This window comes from Bradyrhizobium ottawaense (genome assembly GCF_900099825.1).
Classification (GTDB): Bacteria; Pseudomonadota; Alphaproteobacteria; order Rhizobiales; family Xanthobacteraceae; genus Bradyrhizobium; species Bradyrhizobium ottawaense_A.
On record NZ_LT629693.1, the window covers coordinates 3,044,270 to 3,070,136 of the forward strand.

The 25,867-nt window shown below is 64.4% G+C and carries 26 protein-coding genes, 1 tRNA gene and 1 pseudogene; 10 read left to right on the plus strand and 18 right to left on the minus strand.

Annotated features, from left to right (window positions below):
• Window positions 1-36 precede the first annotated feature (36 nt).
• Together BLR13_RS14235 and BLR13_RS14240 are read right to left on the minus strand one after the other, a co-directional pair.
• On the minus strand, window positions 37-1,395 hold the full coding sequence (locus tag BLR13_RS14235) for a tetratricopeptide repeat protein (RefSeq protein WP_074822948.1): 1,359 nt from the start codon (window positions 1,393-1,395) through the stop codon (window positions 37-39).
• A 120-nt stretch (window positions 1,396-1,515) separates the two neighbouring features.
• The gene (locus BLR13_RS14240) at window positions 1,516-2,226 is read right to left on the minus strand and encodes a hypothetical protein (protein ID WP_074831529.1); all 711 of its coding nucleotides are present in this window, start codon (window positions 2,224-2,226) and stop codon (window positions 1,516-1,518) included.
• Window positions 2,227-2,611: 385 nt separating this feature from the next.
• Between BLR13_RS14240 and BLR13_RS14245 the strand changes: the two genes are divergently transcribed.
• Complete coding sequence (locus BLR13_RS14245; protein ID WP_074822945.1) at window positions 2,612-3,382, plus strand: hypothetical protein; 771 nt, start codon at window positions 2,612-2,614, stop codon at window positions 3,380-3,382.
• Window positions 3,383-3,521: 139 nt separating this feature from the next.
• Here BLR13_RS14245 and BLR13_RS14250 read toward each other — a convergent pair whose 3' ends face one another.
• The 4 genes from BLR13_RS14250 to BLR13_RS14265 form a co-directional block, all read right to left on the minus strand.
• Window positions 3,522-4,328, minus strand: coding sequence for an SDR family NAD(P)-dependent oxidoreductase (locus BLR13_RS14250; protein WP_074822942.1), 807 nt, complete (start codon window positions 4,326-4,328; stop codon window positions 3,522-3,524).
• A 113-nt stretch (window positions 4,329-4,441) separates the two neighbouring features.
• Entirely contained in the window at window positions 4,442-4,855 is a 414-nt protein-coding gene (locus BLR13_RS14255) for a DUF1850 domain-containing protein (RefSeq protein ID WP_074822939.1), read from the minus strand.
• Window positions 4,816-6,924, minus strand: coding sequence for a TRAP transporter permease (locus BLR13_RS14260; RefSeq protein WP_074822935.1), 2,109 nt, complete (start codon window positions 6,922-6,924; stop codon window positions 4,816-4,818). The genes BLR13_RS14255 and BLR13_RS14260 overlap by 40 nt, the downstream gene beginning before the upstream one ends.
• Window positions 6,925-7,081: 157 nt before the next feature.
• On the minus strand, window positions 7,082-8,029 hold the full coding sequence (locus BLR13_RS14265; protein ID WP_074822932.1) for a TAXI family TRAP transporter solute-binding subunit: 948 nt from the start codon (window positions 8,027-8,029) through the stop codon (window positions 7,082-7,084).
• Between the two features lie 175 nt (window positions 8,030-8,204).
• Between BLR13_RS14265 and BLR13_RS14270 the strand changes: the two genes are divergently transcribed.
• On the plus strand, window positions 8,205-9,206 hold the full coding sequence (locus BLR13_RS14270; RefSeq protein WP_074822929.1) for a Bug family tripartite tricarboxylate transporter substrate binding protein: 1,002 nt from the start codon (window positions 8,205-8,207) through the stop codon (window positions 9,204-9,206).
• Here BLR13_RS14270 and BLR13_RS14275 read toward each other — a convergent pair.
• Both BLR13_RS14275 and BLR13_RS14280 read right to left on the minus strand, forming a co-directional pair.
• A complete protein-coding gene (locus BLR13_RS14275; protein ID WP_074822926.1) occupies window positions 9,193-10,095 on the minus strand; it encodes an HpcH/HpaI aldolase/citrate lyase family protein in 903 nt (300 codons plus the stop codon). The genes BLR13_RS14270 and BLR13_RS14275 overlap by 14 nt on opposite strands.
• Window positions 10,096-10,140: 45 nt before the next feature.
• Window positions 10,141-10,635: a hypothetical protein gene (locus BLR13_RS14280; RefSeq protein WP_074831528.1), complete on the minus strand. Its 495-nt coding sequence runs from the start codon at window positions 10,633-10,635 to the stop codon at window positions 10,141-10,143.
• A 228-nt stretch (window positions 10,636-10,863) separates the two neighbouring features.
• Here BLR13_RS14280 and BLR13_RS14285 point away from each other — a divergent pair, with 228 nt between their 5' ends.
• A complete protein-coding gene (locus BLR13_RS14285; RefSeq protein WP_074831526.1) occupies window positions 10,864-11,184 on the plus strand; it encodes a hypothetical protein in 321 nt (106 codons plus the stop codon).
• Between the two features lie 201 nt (window positions 11,185-11,385).
• Here the strand turns inward: BLR13_RS14285 and BLR13_RS14290 are convergent, their stop codons facing one another.
• From BLR13_RS14290 to BLR13_RS14300, 3 genes are all read right to left on the minus strand, one after another.
• Window positions 11,386-12,579, minus strand: a complete 1,194-nt coding sequence (locus tag BLR13_RS14290; RefSeq protein ID WP_074822923.1) for a hypothetical protein — start codon at window positions 12,577-12,579, stop codon at window positions 11,386-11,388.
• Window positions 12,580-12,656: 77 nt separating this feature from the next.
• Window positions 12,657-13,637, minus strand: coding sequence for a Bug family tripartite tricarboxylate transporter substrate binding protein (locus tag BLR13_RS14295; protein ID WP_074822921.1), 981 nt, complete (start codon window positions 13,635-13,637; stop codon window positions 12,657-12,659).
• Between the two features lie 169 nt (window positions 13,638-13,806).
• The gene (locus BLR13_RS14300) at window positions 13,807-14,436 is read right to left on the minus strand and encodes an NUDIX hydrolase (RefSeq protein WP_074822918.1); all 630 of its coding nucleotides are present in this window, start codon (window positions 14,434-14,436) and stop codon (window positions 13,807-13,809) included.
• Window positions 14,437-14,517: 81 nt separating this feature from the next.
• On the opposite strand from BLR13_RS14300, the gene BLR13_RS14305 reads away from it, so the two are divergent.
• From BLR13_RS14305 to BLR13_RS14315, 4 genes are all read left to right on the plus strand, one after another.
• On the plus strand, window positions 14,518-14,943 hold the full coding sequence (locus tag BLR13_RS14305) for a PaaI family thioesterase (protein ID WP_074831525.1): 426 nt from the start codon (window positions 14,518-14,520) through the stop codon (window positions 14,941-14,943).
• Between the two features lie 111 nt (window positions 14,944-15,054).
• A complete protein-coding gene (locus BLR13_RS14310) occupies window positions 15,055-16,065 on the plus strand; it encodes an aldo/keto reductase (protein WP_074822915.1) in 1,011 nt (336 codons plus the stop codon).
• Between the two features lie 147 nt (window positions 16,066-16,212).
• The gene (locus tag BLR13_RS42585; protein WP_433994281.1) at window positions 16,213-16,290 is read left to right on the plus strand and encodes a DUF3309 family protein; all 78 of its coding nucleotides are present in this window, start codon (window positions 16,213-16,215) and stop codon (window positions 16,288-16,290) included.
• An 8-nt stretch (window positions 16,291-16,298) separates the two neighbouring features.
• Entirely contained in the window at window positions 16,299-16,559 is a 261-nt protein-coding gene (locus tag BLR13_RS14315; RefSeq protein ID WP_074822912.1) for a DUF1488 domain-containing protein, read from the plus strand.
• An 840-nt stretch (window positions 16,560-17,399) separates the two neighbouring features.
• On the opposite strand, the gene BLR13_RS14320 is transcribed toward BLR13_RS14315, so the two are convergent.
• Window positions 17,400-18,674, minus strand: coding sequence for a serine hydrolase domain-containing protein (locus tag BLR13_RS14320; RefSeq protein WP_074822909.1), 1,275 nt, complete (start codon window positions 18,672-18,674; stop codon window positions 17,400-17,402).
• A 133-nt stretch (window positions 18,675-18,807) separates the two neighbouring features.
• Between BLR13_RS14320 and BLR13_RS14325 the strand changes: the two genes are divergently transcribed.
• Window positions 18,808-19,608 carry a lytic murein transglycosylase gene (locus BLR13_RS14325; RefSeq protein WP_074822906.1) on the plus strand — a complete coding sequence of 267 codons (801 nt, stop codon included), beginning with the start codon at window positions 18,808-18,810 and terminating at the stop codon, window positions 19,606-19,608.
• Window positions 19,609-19,717: 109 nt separating this feature from the next.
• Here BLR13_RS14325 and BLR13_RS14330 read toward each other — a convergent pair whose 3' ends face one another.
• Complete coding sequence (locus tag BLR13_RS14330) at window positions 19,718-20,617, minus strand: CHAD domain-containing protein (RefSeq protein ID WP_074822903.1); 900 nt, start codon at window positions 20,615-20,617, stop codon at window positions 19,718-19,720.
• Window positions 20,618-20,918: 301 nt separating this feature from the next.
• Between BLR13_RS14330 and BLR13_RS42590 the strand changes: the two are divergent.
• Window positions 20,919-21,056, plus strand: a pseudogene (locus tag BLR13_RS42590) (BON domain-containing protein); the annotation flags it as partial.
• Window positions 21,057-21,163: 107 nt separating this feature from the next.
• Here BLR13_RS42590 and BLR13_RS14335 read toward each other — a convergent pair.
• Window positions 21,164-22,588: an aldehyde dehydrogenase family protein gene (locus tag BLR13_RS14335; RefSeq protein ID WP_074822900.1), complete on the minus strand. Its 1,425-nt coding sequence runs from the start codon at window positions 22,586-22,588 to the stop codon at window positions 21,164-21,166.
• Between the two features lie 100 nt (window positions 22,589-22,688).
• Between BLR13_RS14335 and BLR13_RS14340 the strand changes: the two genes are divergently transcribed.
• Window positions 22,689-23,594 (plus strand): LysR family transcriptional regulator, encoded by a 906-nt coding sequence (locus BLR13_RS14340; protein WP_074822897.1) that lies wholly within the window; start codon window positions 22,689-22,691, stop codon window positions 23,592-23,594.
• Between the two features lie 194 nt (window positions 23,595-23,788).
• Here the strand turns inward: BLR13_RS14340 and BLR13_RS14345 are convergent.
• The 4 genes from BLR13_RS14345 to BLR13_RS14360 form a co-directional block, all read right to left on the minus strand.
• Window positions 23,789-23,864, minus strand: a tRNA-Phe gene (locus tag BLR13_RS14345).
• 160 nt (window positions 23,865-24,024) lie between these two features.
• Entirely contained in the window at window positions 24,025-24,207 is a 183-nt protein-coding gene (gene yacG / locus BLR13_RS14350) for a DNA gyrase inhibitor YacG (protein WP_074822895.1), read from the minus strand.
• A gap of 230 nt (window positions 24,208-24,437) precedes the next feature.
• Entirely contained in the window at window positions 24,438-25,061 is a 624-nt protein-coding gene (locus BLR13_RS14355; RefSeq protein ID WP_074822892.1) for a Maf-like protein, read from the minus strand.
• Window positions 25,062-25,329: 268 nt separating this feature from the next.
• Entirely contained in the window at window positions 25,330-25,797 is a 468-nt protein-coding gene (locus BLR13_RS14360; RefSeq protein WP_074822889.1) for a low molecular weight phosphatase family protein, read from the minus strand.
• Between the last annotated feature and the right edge of the window lie 70 nt (window positions 25,798-25,867).

Below are 25,867 nucleotides of genomic sequence, written 5' to 3' on the forward strand. Positions count from 1 at the left end.
CAAGCCGGAACAGCTTGGCCGTTTGGCTAAACCTACTTATTGCCGGGCGATCGTATTGAGCTTGTCCAGCCGCTCCTCCATCGCCTGGCGCAGGTCGTAGCCGCGGCGGCCGAACGACGCGTTGCGCTGGTCGATGAAGTCGCGCTGCTGCCGGGTCAGCGCCAGGGCGACGCGATGGCTGTCGGATTCGGCGTCCGCAATCACCCGCAGGAACACGTCGTTGATGTTGCGGTCGAGCTGGGCGAGGCCCGGGTCGGCGCAGATTGCCTTTTCGACCTGGCGCCTGGCGGTGGCACAATTGAAACTGGGCAGGTTCTTCTGGGACGCCAACGCGCCCAGCCGCTCGATTTCCTTCGTGACTATCTCATAGTTTTCGGCGGCGTTCTTGTCGGATGGGTTGAGGCGGACCGCCTCGGCATAATCCGCTTGCGCCCGCGCACGGTCGCCCTTGTGCTGCCACGCAGCGCCACGGTTGTTGTAGATGCGCTGGAATTTCGGATCCAGTTTCTGCGCCGCATCGTAATCGGCAATCGCGCGGTCGTAATCATTGCGGGCCTGCCAGGCATCGCCGCGGTTGGTCAGGAATTTCGCCTCGGGACGAAGCTTGATCGCCTCGTCGTAATCGGCGATCGCGCCTGCGTAGTCGCCGTTGCCGGCAAGGCTCAGCCCGCGATTGTCGAAGTACTCCGGCCGGGTCGGATCGATCCGAATCGCCGAGGTTTCGTCCTTCAGGGCCAATTCCCTGCGGCCAAGCTTGCGAAGCGCCGCGCCGCGGTTGGTATAGGTCTGCGCATGATCGGGGTCGAGACGGATCGCCGCATCGTAGTCGGCGACCGCCTTCTGGTATTCGCCCTTGAAGTACCAGGCGGCACCGCGGTCGGAAAACGCCAGCGCGAAATCGGGCTTGAGCCGCAGCGCCTCGTTATAGTCCTCGATGGCGCGGTCGTATTTCCCAGTGTTGTTGAAAACATTGCCGCGGCTTTCATAGCCGTTGGCATTGTCGGGTTCGAGCCGGATCGCCTCGTTCAGCGCCGCAAACGCCGCCTCGGTCTTGCCGGTCTGGCGGAAGATTTCACCACGGGCGCGGAAGGCGCGCGCCCGCTGCCAGTCTTTGGCGATGACGGCATCGATTTCGGCCAGCGCCTTGTCGGTCTGGCCGCTGTTATGCAGCGCGACGGCGCGCGTAATCGCGGCATCGAGACGGTCGGCCTCCGCCGTCGAGGGATTATCGATGTCAGCGGTGCAGCTGGCGATCAGCCTGGCGGGCGCGGCATCGCTCAGCGCGGTGCAGGCGACCGGCGGTTCGGCGGCGGTCTCGGCGCGCGCGGGGACCGGGGTCAGAGCAGTGAGTGCCAGCCATGCGGTGGCGGCAACGGACAGGGTAAAGGGTCGCATGACAAATCTCGACACTAGGGCGGGAGACGCGGGTAGCCGCGCTTCGACCATTGTGTCGCGGCAGCGCACCGTGAGGTTCGAAGCCCGCCGCGCCGGCCGGCTGTCCCCCGGCCAGGCTGTTCAGTATCCGTCGATCCCGTTCAGCTGCTGCAGCCGCTTTTTCATTTCCTGCTGCAGGTTGTAGCCCGGCCGGCCGAAACCGGCGTTGCGGCGGGCGATGAATTCCTCCTGCTCGCGCTGCAGCGCGCGCTTGTCGCGCGGGTTCTGAATTTCGCCAAGCGACCTGATATTGGCCGCGTTGATCTCGCGGTCGAGATCGGCGAGTTCGGGATTGGCGCAAATGGCCTTTTCCACCGCGCGACGGGCGGTGGCGCAATTGAAACTCGGCTTGCCCGCCACCGCTTTCAGCGCGCCGAGCCGCTCCAGCTCCAGCGCCAGCGATTTGTAGTTGGCCTTGGCGACGAAGTGGTCGGGGTTCAGCTTGATGGCGGCGCCGAAATCGGCGAGCGCCTTGGGCCGGTCGCCTTTCTTGCGCCAGAGTTCGCCGCGCGCGTTGAAGGTGCTGGCCAGCGACGGATCGAGCTGCAGCGCCACGCTGTAGTCGCCGATGGCGCGGTCGGTCATGTCCTTGCGGCCATAGGCGGCGGCGCGCGCAATCAGCGCCTTGATGCGGTCGGTCTTGTCGGTCTTGTCGTTGTCGACCAGCGCGCCGCAGAGGCCGATCGTCCGGTCATCGTCGCCAGCCGCCGCCGCTGCCACGCAAGGTGCGGGGTCGATCCGAAAATCCTTGGCCGGCTCGACGCCGGTTGCCGATGCGCCATGCGCAACCATCCACAGCAGGAAAGCGACGAAGACGTTGCGGATGTCAGGACAGCCTCGCATCAATGGATCCGGAAAGACACCTTCAGGGGGGACGGCCGATCCTAGAGCCTTTTCCGTTCCGATGGAATCGGAACGGAAAAGGTTCTAGATTTTGATTTGACGCGTTTTCTTAACGCGAACCGGTATCCACCCACGGATCAAGTCCGAGGGCATGCTTCGCTGGAAAACGCTCTAGCAAGCGACGCGCTGTTGCGACAACGGCCATTCATGATTTCCTTTTCGGGCGAGAATCAGATTTTGTCGGAAACGTGACGCTTGGGCAGCGGCATTTTCCGCGCCGCGGTGGGCGATAATTTTGCTTGAACCTTTTTCGGGTTTTCCGGACTCAACAACCATGACCACATTGACCGACTTCCATTCGCCGCGCGCCCTCGCGGAAGCGCGGGCATCCTACTTTTACTTCTACATGGCGCTGGCCTGCATGGCCGTCGCTTTTATCGGCTTTGCCCCAACCTACTGGCTGCCGATGGCATCCAGATCGTTCTCCGCCTCGCCCGTGGTCCATTTTCACGGCACGGTGTTCTTCGTCTGGACACTTTACTTCGCGTTCCAGAGCTGGCTCGCCGCGTCGGGCAGGATTGCCCGGCACCGGGCCATCGGAATGATCGGCATCTCGCTGGCGACCGCGATGACGATCTTCGGCTTCCTGGTGGCGGTCGAGGCGATGAAGCGCTCCGCAGCACTGGGACAAACCGACGCAGGCGTTGCCTTTGCGATCGTGCCGCTGAGCGGAATTGTTTTCTTCGCGGTGACGGTTGCGCTCGCGATCGCCGCGATCCGCCGGCCGGAGACCCACAAACGGCTGATGCTGCTGGCCTGCATTTCCCTGCTGGACGCCGCCGTGGCGCGCTGGTTTCTGACCTTTCTCGCGCCCCCCGGACCGGCCGGCCCGCCGCCGGTCCCGGTGACCATCCCGCCGGCCTTCGTCGCCTATCTCCTGCTCGTGGTCGCCATGGTGTTCGACTGGCGCACCCGCGGCCGCCCGCACCCGGTCTATCTCTATGGCGGCGCCGCGCTGATCGCCGTGAAACTTTTGAACTGGCCCATCAGCGTCACGCCACTCTGGCATTCCTTCGCGGGCGGCATATTGGCGCTGGCGCAATAGCTTTGTCGTCCCTGCGAAAGCAGGGACCCATAACCACCGACCCACATCGTTGCGCGAAGGCCGTCGAACAGGGATTCTTGGAACGAGAGGCCGCGGCGTATGGGTCCCTGCGTTCGCAGGGACGACAACAATTGCAATACTACGCCCCGGACTTCACCGTGATCCCGCCATCGACCACCAGTTCGATGCCGGTGACGTAGCGGGATTCGTCGGACGCCAGGAACAACGCTGCGTTGGCGACGTCCCAGGCGTCGCCCATGTGACCCATCGGCACCTGCGCGTCGCGCGCGCGCCACATCGCTTCGACATCCCCCGCCGAATAGCTGGCCGCTAGGCCCGCGGAGTGCGCGACCATCGGCGTCTTCATCAACCCCGGCAAAATGCAATTCACCCGGACATGATCCGGGGCGAATTGCACCGCCGTGGTCTTCGTCATCTGGTTCATCGCCGCTTTCGAGGCGCCATAGGTGACGTAGGAAATGCCGAGATGGCGGATCGAGGCGATCGACGAGATGTTGATGATCGAACCGCCGCCCTGCTTCTTCATCACCGGAATGACGTGCTTCATCGCAAAATAAGCACTCTTCAGGTTGACCGCGAAGACGTGGTCCCAGCTCGCCTCGTTGACCTCGACCACGCTGCCCATCTCGGCAATGCCGACATTATTGTCGAGCACGTCGATGCGGCCGTAGGTCTTCAGGCACGCCGCCACCATCGCCTCGACCTCGGTCTCGCGGGAAACGTCGGCGGTGAAGGCGGTAGCCTTGCCGCCCTCACCAGTGATGATGTCGACGGTCTCCTTTGCCGCTGCGCCGTTACGGTCGACGCAAAACACCTGCGCGCCCTCGCGCGCAAAGGTCGCGGCCGTCGCCTTGCCATTGCCCCAGCCGGGACCGATCGAGCCTGCGCCCACCACCATCGCCGTCTTGCCCTTGAGCCGTTCCATCGACTTCGCTCCCTTGCAAACTTTTGTTTTCTTGTAGCCCGGATGAGCGCAGCGATATCCGGGGCGGTGCTGGAGCGGTCCCGGATGTCGCTGCGCTCATCCGGGCTACGAAACTACGGATCGTTGCACGCACGCATGGTCGTGACATTGACACCCACCGGATGCCCCAAAATCTCCGACAGCGTTTGGCAGTTATCATCATGGCACAGCCGCCATTCGCCGGCAGCCCCGGAATTGCCCAGCACCACTTCCGGCATCGGCGGCCGCTTCGGCGCCCATTGAAACCAGCCGCCGATCAGGCGCGCCTCGGGCGGCGGCTCCATGCCGGCGCCGGAGCCTTTGACGCGCGCCTGCTCCAGTTGCAGCCCCTGCGGGGTGATGCGCCAGTCTTCCTGCCAGTCGACCTTTTCGATCGAATGGGTCCACACCAGTGTGAAGGCCATAACCGACAGCGTCTTCACGACGCCGGCTGAGGCGAGGCAGAGGCTCAAGCCGCCGCCACCACGCTGCGCGGACGCTGCCGCCATTGCCAGACCACGACGGCCGCCGCCAGAATGAAGCCGACCGTGTCGCTGAAGGCGAAATCGCCGAGCAGGCACAGCGCCGCGACCGCGGCCACCGCGAGTTCGAGCAGCGTCAGCCGCGTGAACAGGAAGCCGATCGCGACAATGCCGAACAGGCCGATCGCGACCAGCGCCTTGAAGGTCGCCAGCGCCACTGCGCCGTAGAAGCCCAGCTTGACCGCCATCGGGTCGCCGGCCTGCAGCATCAGCGCCGGCGAGTAGACGAAGATGAACGGAATGACGTAACCCGCCAGCGCGATCCGCATCGCCTCCCAGCCGATCTTGTCCGGGTTCTCCTTCGCGATCGGCGCCGCCGCCAAGGCCGCCAGCGCCACCGGTGGCGAAAGGTCGGCCATGATGCCGTAGTAGAACGCGAACATGTGGCTCGCGATCAGGGGCACGCCGAGCTTTGCCAACGCAGGTGCTGCCAATGCCGCCGTGATGATGTAGGTCGGAATCGTCGGAATGCCGGTGCCGAGCAGAATCGACAGCAGCATGGTCATGATCAGCGCCAGGAACAGGCTCTTGGCGCCAAGTCCGATGATCCAGCTTCCGAAGATGGTGCCGACGCCGGTCTGCGTCATCATGCCGATGATGGTGCCGACGATGGCGCAGGCCATGCCGACGGTCAGCGCCGACTTGGCGCTGTCGGCGAGCGAATCGCGGCACGCCGCGAGCGTGGCGCGGCCACCGCGGGTGATCGCGGCAATCAGGATCAGGCCAACCACGATGCTGGCGACCGGAATGATCTCGAGCCCGTTGCGCGAGACCGCGGCCACGACCAGGGCCAGCCCGATCCAGAAGATATAGCGCAGCACGATGTTGGAGACGCCGAGCACGATGCTGGCGCCGAGAATCAGCGCCACCGTCAGCGCCAGCCCCATGCTGCCGGCGTACAGCGGCGTAAAGCCTTCGAACAGCATGTAGACCAGCGCCGCCAGCGGCAACACCAGGTACCAGCGGTTGACCAGCGCCTTCCACGCGCTCGGGATTTCCGAACGCTTCATGCCGACGAGACCGTGCTTGCCGGCTTCCAGATGCACCATCCAGAACGCGGAGGCGAAATACAGGATCGCCGGGATCACCGCAGCCCTGACGATCTCGGAATACTGCACGCCGAGCGTCTCCGCCATGATGAAGGCGACGGCGCCCATCACCGGCGGCATGATCTGTCCGCCCATCGAGGCGGTCGCCTCGACGCCGGCGGCAAAGGCGCGGCGATAGCCGAACTTGATCATCAGCGGGATCGTGAACTGGCCGACGGTGACGACATTGGCGACGCCGGAGCCGGAGATGGTTCCCATCATGCCCGAGGCGAACACCGCGACCTTGGCGGGACCGCCGCGGGTGCGGCCGAACAGGCCGAGTGAGACGTCGGTGAACAACTGGATCATGCCGGCGCGCTCGAGAAACGCGCCGAACAGGATGAAGAGGAAGATGTAGGTCGCCGACACGTAGATCGGTACGCCGTAGAATCCTTCGGTGCCGAACGACAGATGGGTGATGACCTGGTCGAAATCATAGCCGCGATGGTTGAACGGGGCCGGCAGATACTGGCCGAAGAACCAGTACAGCAGGCAGGCGCCGCACATCAGCGGCAGCGCCGCCCCCATCAGCCTCCGCGTGCCTTCGAACACCAGCACCGCCAGCAGGGTGCCGACCGCGAGATCGACGCGGGTCGGATCGCCGTCGCGGGCAATCAGGTCGGCATAGAAGACCCACTGGTACAGCCCGCACAAAAATCCGGCGGCGCCGATCAGCCAGCCCAGCGCCCGGCCGAAATTGTTCTTGGCGGTAAAGTTGCCGATCAGGCCGAAGCTCAGCAGCAGCAGGAAGCCGACGTGAACGCCGCGTACCACCTGGCTCGGCAGATAGTTGAAGGCCGCGACATAGAGCTGGAACACGGCAAAGGCGATGCCGATCATATAGGCCAGATAGCCCCAGCCGCCCGGGCCGAACCCCGGCGGAAACCCGTGCTCGAAATTGTCGAATTCGACCTTGATCGGCGCTTCAGCGCCCTCGGCTTGCAGCATATCCGTGATTCCCCCGCCCGTGCCCGCGACGCTTATATCACCGCGACAGCGTCCCCCAACACGTCATGCGCGGGCTTGACCCGCGCATCCATCGAAAAATAGCTCATGTAAGGGATGGATGGCCGGGTCAAGCCCGGCCATGACACTATCTGGGTCCCTACTTGATCAGGCCCTTTTCCTTGTAATAGCGAATCGCGCCGGGATGCAGCGGAACCGGGCTGCCGGTCGCCGCCGTTTCCAGCTTGATCTCCTTGCCGGCCGCATGCGAGTTCGCCAGTTCGGGCAGCGATTCGTAGACCAGCTTGGTCATCTGATAGGCCAGATCGTCGGAGACCGCCGAACTGGTCACGAGATAATTGACGACCGCGGCGGTCGGGACGTCCTTGTCCTGGCCGGTATAGGTATTGGCGGGAATCATCACCGACACGAAGGGCGGGCCGATCTTGTCGACGGTCGCCTTGGGAACCGACACCACGGTGATGTCGGTTGAGGTGGAGAGATCCTTCAGCGACGCCACGCCGAGGCCGGCCGACTGCAGCGTCGCATTGAGCTGGCGGTTCTTCATCAGGTCGACGGATTCGGCGAACGGCAGATATTCGACTTTGCCCATGTCCTTGTAGGTCATCCCCGCGGCGGCGAGGATCGCGCGCGAGTTGAGTTCGGTGCCGGACTTCGGCGCGCCGACCGAGAGGCTCTTGCCCTTCAGGTCCGCCAGCGTCTTGATGCCGCTCTCGGCGGTCGCGACGATCTGGATGTAGTTCGGATAGATCGCGCCGATGGTGCGCAGCTTGTCGAGCTTGGACTTGAAGCCGGCCTCCTCGTCGCCTTCCCATGCCGCCTTGAGCGAGTCGCCGAGCGTGAACGCGATCTCGCCGCGGCCCTGCTGCAGCAGGATCAGGTTCTCGACCGACGCCTTGGTGGCCTGCACCTGGGTCTTCACATTCGGAATCTTGTCGCCGTAGATCTTTCCGATGGCGACGCCGAGCGGATAATACACGCCGGATGTGCCGCCGGTCAGCACGTTGATGAATTGCTGGGCCTGCGCGCCGGGCGCAGAAAATACCGCTGCCGCCGCAACGGCGGCTGCAATGAACTTCGACTTCATGAGTAGCGCTCTCCCCCAAATTTCGGCGGGAAATTGGACGGTGCGGGCCCCCCGGTCAACCCATCCAAACGACGCAGATGCTGGCCAAATACGCAGGGCTCGGCCGCCCTCGATAAGGGTGGCCGCCAGGCCGATTAATGAATACGGTCCGCCAAATTTTTCAGGGGACCCGACCATGCACTCAACCAATCCACGCCTCAACCGCCGCGCCGTGCTGGCCGGCGCCGCAGCGCTCGGCGGCCTGTCGCTGCTGCCGCGCGGCGCGCGCGCCGCCGATCATTGGCCGACGCGGCCGGTCAAGCTCGTCGTTCCCTTCGCCGCCGGCGGCACCACCGACATCCTGGCGCGGGTCGTCGCCGCCAAGGTATCCGAGGAATTCGGCCAGCAATTCATCGTCGAGAACAAGACCGGCGCCGGCGGCAATATCGCGGCCGACTACGTCGCCAAGGCCGAACCCGACGGCTACACCTTCGTGGTGGGCACACCGGGCACGCATGCGATCAACCAGTTCGTGTTCAAGAACATGACCTATGACCAGGCCAAGGATATCGCGCCGGTCATCATCATCGCGCGGGTGCCTAACCTGTTTTCGGTGACGAACGCGCTGCCGGTGAAATCGGTCGCCGAATTCATCGCCTATGCCAAGTCGAAGCCGGGCGAGCTGTTCTACGGTACGCCCGGACTCGGCAGCACCGCGCATGTCTCGACCGAATTGTTCAAGTCGATGACCGGCGTCGAGATGACCCATGTGCCCTACAAGGGCTCGGCACCGGCGCTGACCGATTTGATTGCGGGCCGCGTGCAACTGATGATCGACAATCTGCCGGCGGCGCAGCCGTTTGCGGAGTCGAACTCGATCCGTCCGATCGCGGTCTCGTCCGCGAAGCGCTGGCCGGGCTTCCCGGACCTGCCGACCATCGCCGAAGCCGGCGTAACCGGCTACGAGGCATCGTCATGGTTCACGATCGGCGCGCCGGCGAAGACGTCGAAGGAGATCATCGGCAAGCTCAACGCCAGCGTCGACAAGTTCCTCAAGACCGAGGACGGCATCGCGCGCCTGCGCAAGCTCGGCGCCGAGCCCGCGGGCGGATCGCCGGAGGACATGCAGGCCTATGTGCTCGCGGAAACCGAGAAGTGGGGCAAGGTCGCCAAATTCGCCGGCATCAAGCCGGAGTGAGCCGCTCGAATTCGCGGAGTGCCTCGCCGCGGGCGATCAACCGCTTCGCGGTGGAATAGGTCGGCACCTCGATCAGCGATCCCTCGTGTTCGGCGCGCGCGCCACCTTGCGCCCGCGCGGCCTCGAACGCGGTCACGATGTCGCGGGCGCGGCGCATCTCGTTGTCGTCGGGCGTCAGCACGCCGTTGACGATGACGGCATGCGAGGGATCAACCAGGCTTTTCGCGGCGTATCCCAACCGGCGGGCCCAGCGCGTATCGCGCTCGACGCCAGGTGCGTCGCTCCAGGTGTAGGGACAATCGACGGCCACGACATTGGCGGCGCGGCATTCGACGATGAAGCGCTGCCGGCAATAAGCGAGCTCGATACTATCGATATCGCGCTCGGCGCCGAGGTCGGCTGCGAGGTCTTCTGCGGCCAGCAAGCAGGCCGTGACGCGCTTGCTGACGGCAGCGATCGCGCCTGTCTGCACCAGTCCGCGCGCGAATTCGATATTGGGTAGTAGCGCGGTCGACCCCTCCGCAATGCCATAGTCGCGCTCGAAGCGGGTCACCGCCGCATCGAGCTGCGCTACGTGACCGGGTTCGGCGACCTTCGGCAACGCGACGATATCGGGACGGCCGCGCATCACAGCGGCGAGATCGTCGATGCCGTCCTGATCGAGCGGATTGACGCGCACCGCGACCACGCGACCCGCTTCGCGCCATGACGCGTAGAGATCGGGCGCCAGCATTCGCGCCTTTGGACGCAAGTTCGGCGGCGTAAAATCCTCGAGTTCGTGGATCAGGACGTCCGCATCACCAGAGGCGGCCCGCTGCAGCACGGCCTCGTTGGCGCCTTCGAGGAACAGCCAGGAGCGACAGAGTTGTACCGGCCTGATCCTGCGCATGGCGCCAACGTATGGGCTTGATTCAGTTGACGGCCAACGCGCCGCTCACTCGAATTTCATGTCGACGCATTTCGAGATATCGGAGCCGAGGCCGGAGGAGATGGTGATGCAGCCGCGTACCTTCAGCGCCGTGTTGTCGCTGGCCCACACAGCATAGCCGCCGGTGCCGAAGAACGAATTGGTGTTCGGCGGTTCGGTTTCGGTGGCGTCGAACGAATAGCTGGCGTCGCCTTCGAAGATGCGGGGCTTCTTGGCGCAGCCGCCGTCGGTCTGCACGTTGATGACTTCCTTGTTGTCCCGCGTCAGCGCCAGTGAAACCTGGCAGCGGAAATATTCCGATGTCTTGGTGTTGAAGACATACGCATAGGACTTGCAGGTTGCAGTATTGAGCTTGCCCGCGCTCAATCCCCGGCTGCAGGCAATCCGCTGGTTGTTGGAGAGCTTGAAGTCATCGGCCTGCGCCGGAGCGGCCAGTGTCAAAGGGGCCAGCGTCATGAACGACAACGCAATACCGAAACCGATTTTCACGACGTGGTTCATCCGAATCATCCCCATGACTTCCCCCGCAATGGATCGCTTGTAGCCGGAAAACGGAACATAGTCGCGAAGTCGAACGCGGGAAATCACAAAGTCCTGCAAGAAAGGTGATAGCGAAACGCGATGCGGCGAAGCTGCCATTGACGAATTAATGGCGTTCGTGATTTGTTCAAGCGGTCGGGCCACGAAAAAATTGGGACACGGGCCGTTTCGGCCGTCGGGAGGATGATGATGACTGTATTTTCAACGAGGACCTTTTTGATTGCAGCCGCCCTGACGGGGCTGGCGACATCCACACTGGCAACGCCCGCTTTGGCGCAGGCCGCCGCACCGACGCCCTGGGAGCTGAAGCCGGACATGGGCTATGGCTACGACAAGGAAGGCAAGACGTTCTCCTACAAGATGGGCACCAACAATGCCGGCCTGCTGCTGAAGGGCGCCAAAAAGGTGCCGAAGGGCACGCTGTTCTTCATCGGCCAGAACGGCCAGCTCTACATGCGCACCGGCCCCTATCTCGAGGGCGACGGCAAGTTCATGTTCGGGACCAATTGAGCTTTCTGTTTGTGCTGATCTTACCCTCCCCTGGAGGGGGAGGGTCGACGCGAAGCGGCGGGGTGGGGTGACAGTCTCTCCGCGCGAACGCTGCCCGAGTTGAGAGATCACCCCACCCCGTCTCACATTTCGCTGTGCTCATGTGAGCCGACCCACGAGCGAGCTTCGCTCGTCTCGGACCCCTCCAGGGGAGGGTGAAGACTAGAACGCCGCGGCCAGTTCCTTCGCGCCGGGCTTGTTGCTGTTGTAGTCCATCCGCTCGTCGGTCACCGCCAAGAGTTTCGCCACCGTGTTGTGGCGGATCGCGACCGGGTTGCGCTCGTAGCCGCCGCGCTGGAAGAAATTCGAGGTCGGCACCTGCACACGCATCGCCTGCGGCATCGTCACCATGTCGAGGCCGGTGCCGTCGCCGGTCAGGTTCATCATTTCGAGTTCGGCGGCGGTCAGCGGGCGATTGTAGCCCTTGGCGCGCGCGAAGATCACCGAGGTCAGCAGCTTATGGGTCTGCAGCATCGGACCGACGTCGATATCCAGCACCATGGCGTGCACCGCCCAGCCCTTGGCGGTGTTGGCGAGCTTTTCATGCGCCGACCAGTCGTCGGGCACGGTCAGCGTGAACGCCACCATCTTCTTCAGCACCGCGAGCTTGTGGTCCATCGCCTTGCGCGCCGGCCCCGACAATGAGGCCGCCTTCGCCGTCAATTCCTTGACGAATTCTTTGCCCTGTTCGGCCATCAGCTCGACGCTGTTGGTGGTCAGCAGCTGGTTGTAGCCCATCGCGGTGGAGATGGCGCGCTTGCCGCCATGCTCGATTCCCGCCTGGACGTCGTAATTGCCGGTGCCGCCGGTCTCGAACGAATAGACTCGCACCGCCTGCTCGCGCGTCAGGCCCGAGGCCAGCGCGTAGCGGGCATAAGCGCGCTTGAACTCGATTTCGCTGGACGGACGCTGCGGCGTGAACTGGAACTCCTGGGCCGCCGCCTGCAAGAGATCGGCGACGACCGGGATCGCCTTGCGCTCGCGCGGCTTGCCCTCTTCCTGCGGTTCCGGATCGACCGGCCGCTTCGGGCCGCTGTAGAGCGGCGGGTGGGTCAGCACGTAGTCGTCGAGCGTGATCGGCTGGCGGTCGCGGCGCTTGGCGTTGCGGCCGCGCCGTTTCTCGGTGATCGATGTCCAATAGGGACCGGCCACCTCCTCGAACGCAGCGCGCGCATCCTGATATTCCTGCAGCCTGCGGCGATAGTCGGCGATCGCCTGTGGCGACACCGCCTGCGCCATCGCGTCCGCGGTCGAAGCCGGCAGCGCGGATTTGTCCTCGGCCAATGCGTGCCGCGCGCCCGCCATCAGCGCGAGCGCGACCAATCCGGAACCCAGGCGAATCAAATGCAGGCGCATGGTGCCGTTGTAGCAAGCGTTCGGCGCAAGTCAGCCCCGAAACGGCGCGACTTTACGACGCCAAGCCCAGGCGCCGCTCACTCCGGCGCGACGCCGCTGGCTTTCAGCAATTGCGACCACTTCTTTTCGTCCTTGTCGATGAGGTCGGCGTAGTCCTCCGGCGTGCCGGGCGTGATCTCGGTACCGTCGGCGCCCAGTTGCCGTTTCACCTCGTCGGAAGCGAGCGCCTCGCGCAGCGCCTTGTTGAGCTTTTCGATAACAGGCTTGGGCGTCCCGGCCGGCGCGGCGAGGCCATAGTACAGCGAGGCATCGAAGCCAGGCAGGCCCGCCTCGGCCATCGTCGGCACGTCAGGCATCAGGCTTGAGCGGATCGTGCTGGTCACGGCCAGCGCGCGCAATTTGCCGGCGGTGACGTTGGGATGCGAGGCCGGGATCGGCGCAAACGCCATCGGGATATGGCCACCCAGCAGATCGGTCAGCGCCGGTCCGGTGCCCTTGTAGGGAATATGCACCAGCGTGATGCCGGCGGAGGCCGCGAAATATTCGCCGGTGATATGGCTCGCGGTGCCGGCGCCGGCCGAGCCGAAATTGACCTTGCCGGGATTGGCCTTCGCATAGGCGATCAGTTCGGCGACGGTCTTCGCCGGGAAGGACGGATTCACCACCAGCGAGTTCGGCGCATTGCCGATCATGCCGATCGGCGCAAAGTCCTTGCGCGGATCGTAGCCGGCACTCTTGTAGGCCGAGGGCCCGATCGCCAGCGTGCCGGTATAGCCCAGCACCAGCGTGTAGCCGTCGGGTTCGCTTTTCGCGACCGCCTTGGTGCCGACGGTACCACCGGCGCCGGGACGGTTGTCGATCACGACCTTCTCGCCGAGCAGCTCGCTCATCTTGTCGGCAACGCCGCGGCCGACGATGGATGTGCTGCCGCCGGGCGCGAACGGAATGACCAGCGTGATCGCGCGGGCGGGATACGTTTGCGCGGCAACGTCATGGACGCCTGCGCCGAGGGCAAGCATGGCGACACCAACGCAACGCCATTTGTTCCAGCTGGTCATATTGAGCGCCTCCCGAGGCTGTTGTTCTTTACTAACTGATATTCTCGTCATTGCGAGGAGCGAAGCGATGAAGCAATCCATTCTTTCTTTACGTCGAGAGATGGATTGCTTCGCGGAGCCTGTCATCGGGCGCGCATTCGCGCGACCCGGTGGCTCGCAATGACGGTCGCTATTTCCAGGCGAACACCGGCTGTTCCAGTTCGGCGACGCGGGTATTGCGGCCGGCGAGGACTTCACGAAATTGATAGATCAGCGCCGCAGTCGGCGCGTGGATATGCTGGCCGTCGAGGCGGAAGCGGATCACGCGGCGCGTGCTTTCGGGGATCGTGGTGAAGGAGAACGCGTCGTCGCGTTCGATGTCCTCCAGCGCAATGTGGTGCACGGATTCGACTTCATCAGGGTTCGGCACGATCGCCGCCCGCGTACTCACCCACACCACGACCGGGGTGATGAGATAGCCGGAGCGGGTCGGATAGTCGTCGAGCAGGCCGAGCACATCGCTCTCGCCGAGTTCGACGCCGAGCTCTTCATGCAGCTCGCGCAATGCGGCCTGTGCCTGCGTCTCGCCCTGGTCGCAGCGCCCGCCCGGCAGCGCCCATTGGGCGGCATGGGCGCGCAGGCCGGCGGCGCGGCGGGTCAGCAGGAACGCCGTGCCTTCGCCCGTCTGGACCTGCGTGAGTGCGATCGCCACCGCGGCCCGCTTCAGCGACGGCGCGGCGCCGTCAGTCTGCACGCGCCTGAAGCTGGCACAGAGCTCTGCGATATTCCGCCGGGTGGTATCATCAAATGACCTGACCATCCCGCTTGACTACAACACACGCGCGACCGATGAAATGACCCCGACAGCATGACAGCCCGCCAGACCAACGGAAATCACGACATGACCAGCAAGGCCGCGGACAAACTCAAATCCGACGGCTGGAAGATCGTCGAAACCAGCGGATTCCTGCATCTGATCGGCCCGTTGTGGCAGCGCCTGATCGACGGCGAGCACGAATACGCGCTGCTGACCGAGGACAAGCACCACAACCGCCGCGGCCTGGTGCAGGGTGGCGTGCTGATGACGTTTGCCGACCGCACCTGCGGCATGACCGCCCGTTATGCCTCCGGCAAGCCGACCCTGGCGACCGTGCAGCTCGATGTGCACTTTGTCGAAGCCGGCAAGATCGGCGAACTGCTGGTGTCGAAGCCGCACGTCGTGCGCTCCACCCGCAGCCTGATTTTCATCACCACCGAAGTGACGGTCGATAAACGCTGTATCGCGATGGCGAGCGGCGTGTTCAAGATCTTGAAGAGCGAGAGTTGAGGCACCGTCATTCCGGGATGGTCCGAAGGACCAGACCCGCAATCTCGAGATTCCGGGTTCGCATCTTCGATGCGCCCCGGAATGACGGCAACGGTACAGAGGACCCACCCGATGCAATATCGCAACCTCGGCCGCAGCGGCCTGAAGATTTCGCCGATCTGCCTGGGCACCATGATGTTCGGCGGGCCGACCGACGAGGCGACGTCGTCGCGGATCGTGGCCAAGGCGCGCGAGGCCGGCATCAACTTCATCGACAGCGCCGACGCCTATAATGGCGGCAACTCCGAGAAGGTGGTCGGCCGCGCGATTTCCAACAACCGGCAGAACTGGATTCTCGCGACCAAACTCGCCAACCAGATCGGCAGCGATCCCAACCATGGCGGACTGTCGCGGCGCTGGGTGCTGCAGGCGGCGGAAGAGAGCCTGAAGCGGCTCGGCACCGACTTCATCGACATCTATTACCTGCACAAGGAAGACCACAAGACGCCGCTGGAAGAGACGGTGCGCGCGATCGGCGACCTGATCCGGCAGGGCAAGATCCGCTATTTCGGCGTCTCGAACTACCGCGCCTGGCGGGTCGCCGAGATCTGCAACCTCTGTGATCAGAACGGCATCGACCGCCCGATCGTCAGCCAGCCCTATTACAACGCGATGAACCGGATGCCGGAGGTCGAGCACTTTCCGGCCTGCGGCTATTACGGCCTCGGCATCGTGCCTTATTCGCCGCTGGCGCGCGGCGTGCTGACCGGCAAATACGCGCCCGATGCCGCGCCCGACAAGGACAGCCGCGCCGGCCGCGCCGACAAGCGCATGATGCAGACCGAATGGCGCCCGGAATCGCTGCAGCTTGCGCAAGAGATCAAGCAGCACGCCGAGGCCAAAGGCATCACCGCCGGCCAGTTCGCGGTGTCGTGGGTGCTGAACTCGTCGTTCGTGACCGGCGTGATCGCCGGACCCCGCACCGAAGAGCAGTGGGACGATTACCTGAAGGCGCTCGACTATCGCTTCACGGCGGAAGACGAGGCGCTGATCGACCGGCTGGTGGTGAGCGGCCATCCGTCGACGCCAGGGTTCAACGATCCCGGCTACCCGATCGAGGGACGGCGGGCGCGGACGGGGTAAGATTGCGAGGCGCGAGCAAAATTGCTCACCTCCCGGCAACAGATTGCGCTCCGGGATCGTCTGCCGGGAACAATGTCCTGAATGGGCCGTTGGACATTTGGCGCGCGGCGAACACAGCCGTTGGCGTCCCGGAGAATTCCCATGGAAATGATCCTGCTTATTGTCGTAGTGGTGCTCCTGTTCGGTGGCGGTGGATATTGGGGTCGCCGTCGCGGTCACTGGTGAGAACGCCCATGATCGATTTTCCAAATCACAGCCGCTCGTACGACGTCACCCGCCGCGCGGTGCGGTTCTGGGGACATGACAGCGCGATCGAGGCGTCGTTCTATGTCGAAGAGGCGGCGCTGGCGCGAATCCAGCCGGGCGCGCAGCTTGATGAACCAGGCTGCCTCCGCGCCTTCGACGCCAACCGCGACAGGATATGCGCCGCAGCCGCGAAAGTTTACGTGCGCGGCGGCCGCGGATCCTACGATCTGGGCGTCGCCAACTTCTGAAGCGGGCGCGGCCTCGCCGACGTAATTCGATTCAACTGTCAAACAGCCTTGGCCTGTCGTCGCCCGGCTTGACCGGGCGATCCAGTACGCTGCGGCTATAGATTCAATCACGGCTTTCTCCGGAATACTGGATCGTCCGCCTTCGCGGACGATGACAGCGGAAAGCGTTCTCGCGGCATGACCTGCCCGAAGTTTTGAAAGAAAACCTTGCCCCATGAAAATCAGAGGGCGCAGGGAAGACCGGGTGCGCGCCGCACCCGCGGTCTCGCGTGCGATAGTTGCAACAAGAGTGTGCACGCAAGCATACAGGTTTGGCGGAGGCATCCGGCCTTCCCCGCGCAATGGCTTTACGGCTTATACGTGATCGTCCTGGTGACCGGCTTTCTTGCCACCATCGTCAGCTCGAAGCGTTAGCCTCTCGCGAACTTGACGCCAGCACCGGGGCGTCGGACCCAAACGATTTCACCGTACGCATCTGCCGCGCTCGTCAGTCGCAGCTTCGCGTCCACCGCTCCCTGCCCCTCGTTTGCGACGATGGCCTACGCCCCTCTGGTGGGACAGGATGCGCGGAGTTAAACGTCTGATTTGCCCGACGGGGCAACGAAATTATTTTTGCGCGAAGGGCTGGACAGACTTTTGGTGATTTGCCCGTCGGGCTATTTTGTCGCAGGGCGTCGCTTCAATTCGTTCTTGCGGGCAAGGCGACTCGGAATGACAGCGCAATAACTTGTAGCCCGGATGAGCAAGGCGATATCCGGGGCGGTGTGAGAGTGGTCCCGGATGTCGCCCCGCTCATCCGGGCTACAAAGCATGACGCCTCGCGGCGATCTCCAGTTCTCTCTACTTCACCATCGCCCCGTACACGATGTCCTGGACCTGCTCGCGGTAATATTTTCGCAGCTCGCCGGGCGCCGCTGTGCCGACCACGACGACGAGGCGTTCCTTGGGATCGCAGAAGAACTGGGTGCCGTAGGCGCCGTTCCAGGTGAACTCGCCGGGATTGCCCGGCACGGACGACAGACCTTCGCCGGTGCGCACCGCGACACCGAGGCCGAAACCAAAACCTCCGCGATGCGGCTCGATGTTTGCGACGTTGTTCTTGATCTCGGGACCTAAGTGGTTGGAGGTCATGTGATGCACCGTCTTGGGGCTGAGGATGCGCTTGCCGTCGAGTTCGCCGCCGTTGAGCAGCATCTGTCCGAAGCGGATGTAGTCGCCGACCGACGCAAACGAGCAGGCGCCGCCGCAGTCGAACTTGGTCGGCGCATCCAGCAGCTTGATGCTTTGCGGCTTGCCGGTCACCGGATCGTTCGGGAACGGACGGGCGAGACGGGTGCGCTGCGCATCCGTCGGATGGAACGTGGCGTCGGTCATGCCGAGCGGCTGCCAGACATTCGCCGCCAGGTATTCGCCGAGCCGCTGCTCGCTGACCTTTTCGACCACCGCGCCGAGCACGTCGATCGAAAACCCATATTCGAATTCCGTCGACGGCTGGTGCGCCAGCGGCAGCTTCGTGATGCGATCGATGAAGGCCTGGGTGTCGCCCTCCAGCGCCGGCGCGGTTCCATCCGGATAGAGCTTTGCTACCGCGCTCGAACTGTCGGGCCGTCCGCCATACATCAGGCCCGAGGTGTGGCGATAGAGATCGTGGATATAGATCGGCGACGCCTGCGGGTCTGTCTTCAACGCACCGTCGGCCTGCGTGCTGCCGACCATCATGCTGGCGAACGCCGGATAGTAGTCCGCGAGCCTGGCCTGCAGCGGCAGGCGCCCCTGCTCCATCAGCGTCAGCCCTGCGACCGCCGCCATCGGCTTGGTCATCGACGCCAACGCAAATATCGCATCAACAGGCATCGGCGTGCCCTTGGTCGCATCGAGCTGGCCGTAGGCCTTGTAATGCACCAGCTTGCCGTCGCGGGCGATCGCGACCACGGCGCCGGGCACGCGTTTCGCCGCTATCTCGCGGGCGAAGAAATCGTCCATCCGGGCGAGGCCTGCTTGCGAGAATCCGACCTCGTCGGGCTTGGCTTCGGGCAGCGGCCCGGCATGGGCCAAATCGATAGTCACGGCGAAAGCAAGGCAGGCCGCCACGGCAGCGGCAAACAGCGTCTTCATGAGATCCTCCCGGGGAGCGCGGATCAAGTCCGCGCCCCCGGGGGCGCGGATCGAGCCCGCGCGATTGTTATTATGGGATTTATGCGCGCGCCGACTTTATGCTTAAATGCCTGACGGTCAACGGAGTCCCAAAATGCCCGCATCTAACAAGCTTGCGACGATCACGTTCATCGCTTTGGCAATGCTGGCGCCCCTTGGCTCACGCGCGCAGGCCGCGCAATGCGGCAGCGGCCCGGGCGGTTTTGAGGCGTGGAAGGCCGAGATCGCGCGCGAAGCCAGCGCCAAAGGAGTCGGCGCGACAGCTACCTCCGCGCTGATGCAGACCAGTTATGCGAGTGCCACCATCAACGCCGATCGCAGCCAGCGCAGTTTTGGTCTTTCGCTCGATCAGTTCCTCGCCAAGCGCGGCGCCTCGACCATCGTGGCGCGCGGCCGCTCGCTGAAGCAATCGCAGGCAGCACTTTTCGCCTCGATCCAGGCGCGCTACGGCGTTCCGCCGGGGCCGCTGATTGCGATCTGGGGCATGGAGAGCGGGTTCGGCAGCCAGCGCGGCAACCAGAACATGCTGTCGTCGATCGCGACCCTGGCCTACGACTGCCGCCGGCCCGAATTCTTCACCGAGCAGCTTTACGCCGCGCTGAAGCTGATCGATCGCGGCACGCTGTCCGGCGCCACCCGCGGCTCGATGCATGGCGAAGTCGGCCAGACGCAATTCATGCCCAAGAACATTTTGGCCTACGGCACCGGCAACCTCGACAACGCCGCCAACGCGCTGAACTCGACCGCCAACTTCCTCCGCGCCCACGGCTGGCGCGCCGGCGCCGGCTACCAGCCGGGCGAAGCAAACTTTGCGGCGATCGAAGCCTGGAATGCGGCCGGGGTTTATCAGAAGGCGATTGCGCTGATGGGAAGGCAGATTGATGGCGGGCAGTGAGCGGGGTCAGCCTGTGACGCCGCAGATGTCGTGCACGACCGGATCGGCACCGAACTCGAAGTCGAGGCTGCGGCACGTCGCCGGTGGCCGGCGCAGGTGACATGCGGCGTCAGCACGCGCCCGCCTGCTTCAGGTCGCGCCAGGCCTGGGCCGCGGCGTTTCCGAGCTTTTCCCGTTGGCGGCGATAGCCCGGCGGGCGGCGCTTGTCCCGCTTGTCTGCCGATGGCGACAGCCCAGCAAAACGCCTGAGGTCGCGCAGATCGCCCAACGTGCGCTGCAGCCGTTTTGCCGCATCGTGCATGGGACGAACCTCGGCGCGGCGGCGCATCGCAACGATATCCGTCAATGCTTCCAGCATGTAGCGGAAGCGCTTGGCCCTGATCCGAAGGCGGTGACGGCGCGCGGCGCCCAAGCTCGAAAGATGCCGCCCCTGGCGAATCAACCGCTCGCGCCAGCGATTGAGTTCGCGCCCGCAATAGGCTTGCAGCGGCTCAGCGTCGCCGCGGCGGGCGACCGCTTCCCAGCGCGCCAGCCATGGCCCCTGTCGGGTCCAGACCGCCAGCGCCTCGATCAGGCGCCGGGCGCGGGCCGAGCGCAGGCAGCTCACCAGCCGCCGGTGATCCTGCGTCCGTCGCCGATCGAGATCCGCGCCGATCGCGCGGCCGGCCCAGGCCTGATAGCGCCTGCGGCGTGCATACGCCACCATCACATCGCTGTCGCGCGCGGCGCCGAGCGAGACGTTGAGCCAGGCGATTTCCCGCTTCAGGCGGAGCCATTCCGCGTCGACCGCAATCGGCGCGAAGAACGACACCGCGGCGCGCAACCGGGTGATGGCGACGCGGATCCGATGCACCGCCTCGGCATCGCCGGCACACGCGCTGCCGTGATGCGCCTTGACGCCGGCAACGCAATCCTGCGCCATCTTGCTAAAGGCAGTCGCACAATCGAGGCCGGCCGCCGCGACGGCCTTGCGACGGCCGGAGGCTCTGGCTCGGCCGGCCTGCGTCATCGGCCCACGCCCAATGCGAGACCGGGCGCCGGCTGACGGTGACGTCGTCATGGCTGCAGCCTCGCGGCGCCGATGATCTGCGCCGCGCGCCATCCTGTCGGGACCTTGGGGTGCATCTCGTCCGCCATCAGCATGCAAGTGTGTACAGCCTAGTCGGAGCAACTGACCCCGGCTTGATCCTCGCCAAACATAGCCGAGCCGTCTCCCCCTACATGGCATTCTGCCTACGGACCGAACACTGTGCCAGCCCAAGAATGCCTCCAGTAATACCTCGCAAGAACTACCTCGGAGGCGCCGTCATCACATCCGTCGCCGCATCGTTGCCGCGATCGAGAACAACGACTGGAGCCCGTTCGGCCTCAATGTCATCGTGCGCGACGGCATCGTCCATCTCAGCGGCGTCATCACCGAGGAGTGTTCGCGGACTACGGTGACAGTGCATTTAATTGTGTATTTAGTGCACTGTCACCGTAATTCAGGTCATCTGGCGTCGGGAAAAGCGGATTGGCATTGTCTTCGGTTGAGGCAGCAGCGGTGCATCGTGGCTCACTCGGCGGGCCCCAGGACAGCCTTGGGCTCGAGGAAGGCGTCGAGGCCGAAGGCGCCATATTCACGCCCGATGCCCGACTGCTTGAACCCGCCGAACGGAGCAAGGGGCTCATGCGGCGCCCCGTTGATGACGACACGTCCGGCCTGCAGCTCGGCAGCGACACGGCGGGCGCGCGCCTGGTCCGCGGACAGGACGTAGGACTGGAGGCCGTAGACCGTGTCGTTCGCGATGGCGATCGCCTCGGCCTCGTCGCGATAGGGAATTACGCACAGCACCGGACCGAAGATTTCCTCGCGAGCGATGCGCATCTGGTTATTCACGTCCGTGAAGATCGTGGGTCGAACGAACCAGCCACGCTCAAGCCCCTCAGGCAGGCCCTCGCCGCCGGTCAGAAGCGTCGCGCCTTCGTCGAGCCCCAAGCGGATGTAGGACTGGACGCGATCCCACTGCTTCCGGCTGACCATCGGTCCGACAGACACTTCAGGATCGAGCGCGTTGCCGACCTTGAGCGTCTCGGCAAAGGTCTTGAGCCGCTCCAGCACCTCGCCGAGCCGGCGCTCGGGCACCAGGACACGCGTGCCGGCGATGCAGGCCTGGCCGCTGTTCGCAAGACCGGTCATGGCGACCACCGGTATGGCCTGATCGAGGTCGGCGTCGTCGAGAATGAGCTGTGGACCTTTGCCGCCCAGTTCGAGCGTCACGCGCTTGAAGGTCTCGGCTGCTGCCGTGAGGATCGCGCGGCCGGTGGCGGTCGAGCCGGTGAAGCTGATCTTGGCGACGTCAGGATGGCGGCTTAGCTCGGCGCCCACCACGTCGCCATAGCCGTTGACGATGTTGAACACGCCCGCCGGAAGACCGGCCTCGTGCAGCGCTTCGGTAAACACCTGAGTTTGGATCGCGCTCATTTCCGAGGGCTTGATGACGATGGTCGAGCCCGCCGCGATCGCCGTTGCGAGCTTGGAGGCGATGAAGCCCATATTGCTGTTCCACGGCGTGATCGCCGCAGCCACGCCCAACGGCTCCATCGTCACCGCGGCCTGGCCGATCCGGCGCCGGAATGCGTAGCTCTCGACCGTCTTCGCCATGTCGTCGAAGATCGAGGCGGCATGGGCCACGGAAAAGGACGTAAAATAGTGCGGGGCGCCATATTCCTCGGTCATCGCCGCGAACATCGCATCGGCATGGACGGTGACGGTGTCGCGCAGCTGCCGCAGCATCGCTGCGCGCTCCGCGGGCGTTGTCCGGGCCATCGCCGGAAAGGCGCGGCGCGCAGCGGCGATGGCGCTCCTCGCATCGGTCTCGTCGCCAAGGCGCACCTCGCCGATCTTCTCCTCGGTGGCCGGATTGAACAGATCGGCGCGCGCATCGCCGTGCGGCGTGACGAAGGCGCCATTGATGTAGAGCTTGTCGATGTTGCGCATGAATACTCTCCCGGCTTGATGGACTGCCGTCGATATGCAGCCGGAGTTTTGTACCGACAATCTTGTCAATCGCGCACAGGCTGATAAGCTAAACCGCGCAATGAGCCGGACAAGCCTCATCGAATTGGAAGCCGCTGCCGCCGTTGCCCGTCGTGGCGGGTTTCGGGCTGCGGCGCGCGAATTGGGCATGTCTTCCTCCGCGTTGAGCCAGGCGGTGGCGACGCTTGAGGAACGGATGGGAGTGCGCCTCTTCAACCGCACGACCCGAAGCGTCGTCCTCACCGCCGCAGGCGAGCAATTCCTGGCCGAGATCACGCCGGCGCTCGCGGCGATCGGCGGCGCGATCGAGCATGCCGGCGCGCTTGAGGCACAGCCCAGCGGCACGCTCAGGCTCAACATGGCGCTTGGCGCTGCGCGCATGCTGCTGGAGCCGCTGCTGCTCCAATACCTGCGCCGCTACCCGGCGATGGCGTTGGATGTCGTCACGGAAGGAGCGCTGGTGGATGTCATCGGTCAGGGCTTCGACGCCGGCTTTCGCCTGGCCGAGGCGGTGCCACCGGACATGATCGCCATCCCCGTTGCACCCGCCACCCGGATGGTCGTCGTCGGATCACAAGCCTATTTCGCCGGAAGGTCGAGGCCATCGACGCCGTTCGATTTGCGTCAGCACCGATGCATTCGAGCGCGCATGGCCAGCGGACGTATCTATCATTGGGAGTTCGAGCGCCACGGCGAAACCTTGTCAGTTGACGTGCCGGGCGCACTGATCCTCGACGAGAGCGGGCTGATGCTGCAGGCGGCATTGGCTGGCGCAGGGCTTGCCTATCTCGCGGAGGCGGCGGTCGCCGAGCATCTGGCCTCCGGACGGCTCATTCAGGTGCTCGATGACTGGACGCCACCTTTTGCCGGTCTCTGTCTCTATTATTCGGGACGGCGCCATGTCCCCGCCAAGTTGCGCGCGCTCATCGATCTGATCCGCGAACAAGCGACGTTCCGCGCACCCTGACGAGGGTGGATTACGCGTGGATTACGGTGACAGGGCACTCAATTGATGAGTCGCGCTGTTTCAGAAACGAACCGAATTAATGAATTAATTGAGTGTGTGGCGGAATGATCAGCCCGTCGTCGCCCTGCGGGCTATGCCGGGCACGCTTCGCTTTCTGAAGCCCGGCTGCGCCATGCGTAGCCGCAGGCGAAGCGTGGTGCCCAGGGGCGGGATCGAACCACCGACACTGCGATTTTCAGTCGCATGCTCTACCAACTGAGCTACCTGGGCATACTCAGGGCGCCTGAAGGCGTGCCGAGCGGGCGGTTTATAGTGGGGTGAGAGGGCGCTGTCCACCCGGCTTCGCCTTTGGCTACGCCGGGGCAAGCCCGCCTTCGGAACTAGGCTACGCCGGGTGCGGCCCTTCTCCCAAATTACTGGCGAAACACGCTTATTCGGCGTCTTCCGGGTCGGTCTCCTTGCCGGGGATGACGTAGGAGCCGGAGAGCCAGCGGTTGAGGTCGACGTCGCGGCAGCGCGGGGAACAAAACGGCAGGGTAGCGCCGCTCGCGGGCTTGCCGCATTCCGGGCACGGTTTCAGTTTGCTGCCGGTTTTGGGATCTTCATTCTGCATGGCGGCGCCAGTTTACACGAAGTGGGGGATAAGCGGTGGCCGCCAAGCTCCCTCTCCCGCTTGCGGGGGAGGGTTGGGGTGGGGGTGCCGCCGCGAGTCGCACTGCCCGTGTGGAGAGAGTTTCCCCCACCCGGATCTCATCTGCGATGCGATCCGACCTCCCCCGCAAGCGGGAGAGGTAAGAGAAGAGCTAGTCGGCGTCTAGAAAACTACAACCTCACCCCGCCGCATCAGCTGGCATTCAACCAGCCGAAGCGGATCGGAAAACCCTCGCCGCCGAGCAGCGTGATCGATTCGTAGAGCGGCAGACCGACGATGTTGCTGTAGGAGCCGACCATCTTGACCACGAACGATCCGGCGATGCCCTGCACGGCGTAGCCGCCGGCTTTGCCGCGCCATTCGCCGGAGCCGATATAGGCCTGGATGTCGTCCTCGCTGAGCCGCTTGAAGCGCACGCGGGTCTCAATGAGGCGCTGGCGAAACGCCTCCTTCGGCGTCACCAGGCACACCGCGGTGTAGACGCGGTGGTTGCGCCCCGACAGCAGCCGCAGGCACTGCGAGGCCTCGTCGACCAGATTGGCCTTCGGCAGGATGCGGCGGCCGACCGCGACCACGGTATCGGCCGCGAGAATGAAGGAGCCGCGCAGTTCGTCATCAAGCTGGATGGATTTCAGCGCGGCGTCCGCCTTGGCGCGCGCCAAACGGTTGGCACAGGCGCGCGGCAGTTCGCCCCGCTTCGGGGTCTCATCGACGTCGGCGGGACGCAGCGCGTCGGGCTCGATGCCGGCCTGGTTGAGCAGGCTCAGCCGTCGCGGCGAACCGGAAGCGAGAACGAGTTTGGGACGGCCAAGCATGCGGGATTCGTCAGGCGAGAAGGGATTCGGGGGCGAACGCGCGCGGAACCTATCGGAAGGGGCTGCATTCCACAACCGGGGAACAAGCCTTTGAATGAACTACAAATCTTTCGTCGTCCCGGCGCAGGCCGGGACCCATACGCCGTGACAGCGTTGTTACGATAGATAGCCGTTGCAGGCTTTCATTTCCATGACAGCGGCCTGTGGTTATGGGTCCCTGCGCCCCGTGCGCAATTGCGCACTAGGCAGGGACGACGGTGAGAGGCGGCTACTCGTTCGCGGCGCCGGTCCTGGAAAACCGCCGCCGGATCCGCATCATCAGCCCGTCGCAGACCTCGCGATAGGCCCCGAGTTTCTGCTCGCGGCTGCCTTCCATCGTGGTCGGGTCCGGCGTCGGCCAGTATTCGACATCGGCCGCCAGCGTGTGCGTCAGCTCCAGCGCCTTGTGATGGGCTTCGGGCGAGAGCGTGATGATGAGGTCGAAATTGAGCCCCTCCCAGTCCTCGAGCTCCGCGAAGGTCATCGGCTTGTGGCCGGAAATATCCTGGCCGAGTTCCGCCATCACGGCGACCGCGAACGGATCGAGCTCGCCCCTCCGCACGCCGGCGGATTTGACATAGAGCGCGTGGGGAAACATCTGCCGCAGCAGGCTCTCGGCCATCGGCGAACGCACGCTGTTGAAGCCGCATGCGAACAATACGGCTTGCGGCGTGCGCGCGCTCGGCGGCGCCACCATGCTACCTAGAAAACCGTTCGGCAGCTTTCGGGGTCATGCTCTTTTTCTGACGCATGACCTGATCCGAAAA

Bases quoted from the DNA above. Each gene is read 5' to 3' on its own strand.
- BLR13_RS14240 (WP_074831529.1), bottom strand. From the start codon at position 2,226: ATGGTTGCGCATGGCGCATCGGCAACCGGCGTCGAGCCGGCCAAGGAT.
- BLR13_RS14275 (WP_074822926.1), bottom strand. From the start codon at position 10,095: ATGCGCAGGATCAGGCCGGTACAACTCTGTCGCTCCTGGCTGTTCCTC.
- BLR13_RS14280 (WP_074831528.1), bottom strand. From the start codon at position 10,635: ATGAACCACGTCGTGAAAATCGGTTTCGGTATTGCGTTGTCGTTCATG.
- BLR13_RS14355 (WP_074822892.1), bottom strand. From the start codon at position 25,061: ATGCTTGGCCGTCCCAAACTCGTTCTCGCTTCCGGTTCGCCGCGACGG.
- BLR13_RS14285 (WP_074831526.1), top strand. From the start codon at position 10,864: ATGACTGTATTTTCAACGAGGACCTTTTTGATTGCAGCCGCCCTGACG.
- BLR13_RS14290 (WP_074822923.1), bottom strand. From the start codon at position 12,579: ATGCGCCTGCATTTGATTCGCCTGGGTTCCGGATTGGTCGCGCTCGCG.
- BLR13_RS14335 (WP_074822900.1), bottom strand. From the start codon at position 22,588: ATGCGCAACATCGACAAGCTCTACATCAATGGCGCCTTCGTCACGCCG.
- BLR13_RS42585 (WP_433994281.1), top strand. From the start codon at position 16,213: ATGATCCTGCTTATTGTCGTAGTGGTGCTCCTGTTCGGTGGCGGTGGA.
- BLR13_RS14235 (WP_074822948.1), bottom strand. From the start codon at position 1,395: ATGCGACCCTTTACCCTGTCCGTTGCCGCCACCGCATGGCTGGCACTC.
- BLR13_RS14315 (WP_074822912.1), top strand. From the start codon at position 16,299: ATGATCGATTTTCCAAATCACAGCCGCTCGTACGACGTCACCCGCCGC.
- BLR13_RS14300 (WP_074822918.1), bottom strand. From the start codon at position 14,436: ATGGTCAGGTCATTTGATGATACCACCCGGCGGAATATCGCAGAGCTC.
- BLR13_RS14305 (WP_074831525.1), top strand. From the start codon at position 14,518: ATGACCAGCAAGGCCGCGGACAAACTCAAATCCGACGGCTGGAAGATC.
- BLR13_RS14265 (WP_074822932.1), bottom strand. From the start codon at position 8,029: ATGAAGTCGAAGTTCATTGCAGCCGCCGTTGCGGCGGCAGCGGTATTT.
- BLR13_RS14360 (WP_074822889.1), bottom strand. From the start codon at position 25,797: ATGGTGGCGCCGCCGAGCGCGCGCACGCCGCAAGCCGTATTGTTCGCA.
- BLR13_RS14260 (WP_074822935.1), bottom strand. From the start codon at position 6,924: ATGCTGCAAGCCGAGGGCGCTGAAGCGCCGATCAAGGTCGAATTCGAC.
- BLR13_RS14295 (WP_074822921.1), bottom strand. From the start codon at position 13,637: ATGACCAGCTGGAACAAATGGCGTTGCGTTGGTGTCGCCATGCTTGCC.
- BLR13_RS14245 (WP_074822945.1), top strand. From the start codon at position 2,612: ATGACCACATTGACCGACTTCCATTCGCCGCGCGCCCTCGCGGAAGCG.
- BLR13_RS14310 (WP_074822915.1), top strand. From the start codon at position 15,055: ATGCAATATCGCAACCTCGGCCGCAGCGGCCTGAAGATTTCGCCGATC.
- BLR13_RS14340 (WP_074822897.1), top strand. From the start codon at position 22,689: ATGAGCCGGACAAGCCTCATCGAATTGGAAGCCGCTGCCGCCGTTGCC.
- BLR13_RS14270 (WP_074822929.1), top strand. From the start codon at position 8,205: ATGCACTCAACCAATCCACGCCTCAACCGCCGCGCCGTGCTGGCCGGC.
- BLR13_RS14325 (WP_074822906.1), top strand. From the start codon at position 18,808: ATGCCCGCATCTAACAAGCTTGCGACGATCACGTTCATCGCTTTGGCA.
- yacG (WP_074822895.1), bottom strand. From the start codon at position 24,207: ATGCAGAATGAAGATCCCAAAACCGGCAGCAAACTGAAACCGTGCCCG.
- BLR13_RS14330 (WP_074822903.1), bottom strand. From the start codon at position 20,617: ATGACGCAGGCCGGCCGAGCCAGAGCCTCCGGCCGTCGCAAGGCCGTC.
- BLR13_RS14250 (WP_074822942.1), bottom strand. From the start codon at position 4,328: ATGGAACGGCTCAAGGGCAAGACGGCGATGGTGGTGGGCGCAGGCTCG.
- BLR13_RS14320 (WP_074822909.1), bottom strand. From the start codon at position 18,674: ATGAAGACGCTGTTTGCCGCTGCCGTGGCGGCCTGCCTTGCTTTCGCC.
- BLR13_RS14255 (WP_074822939.1), bottom strand. From the start codon at position 4,855: ATGGCGGCAGCGTCCGCGCAGCGTGGTGGCGGCGGCTTGAGCCTCTGC.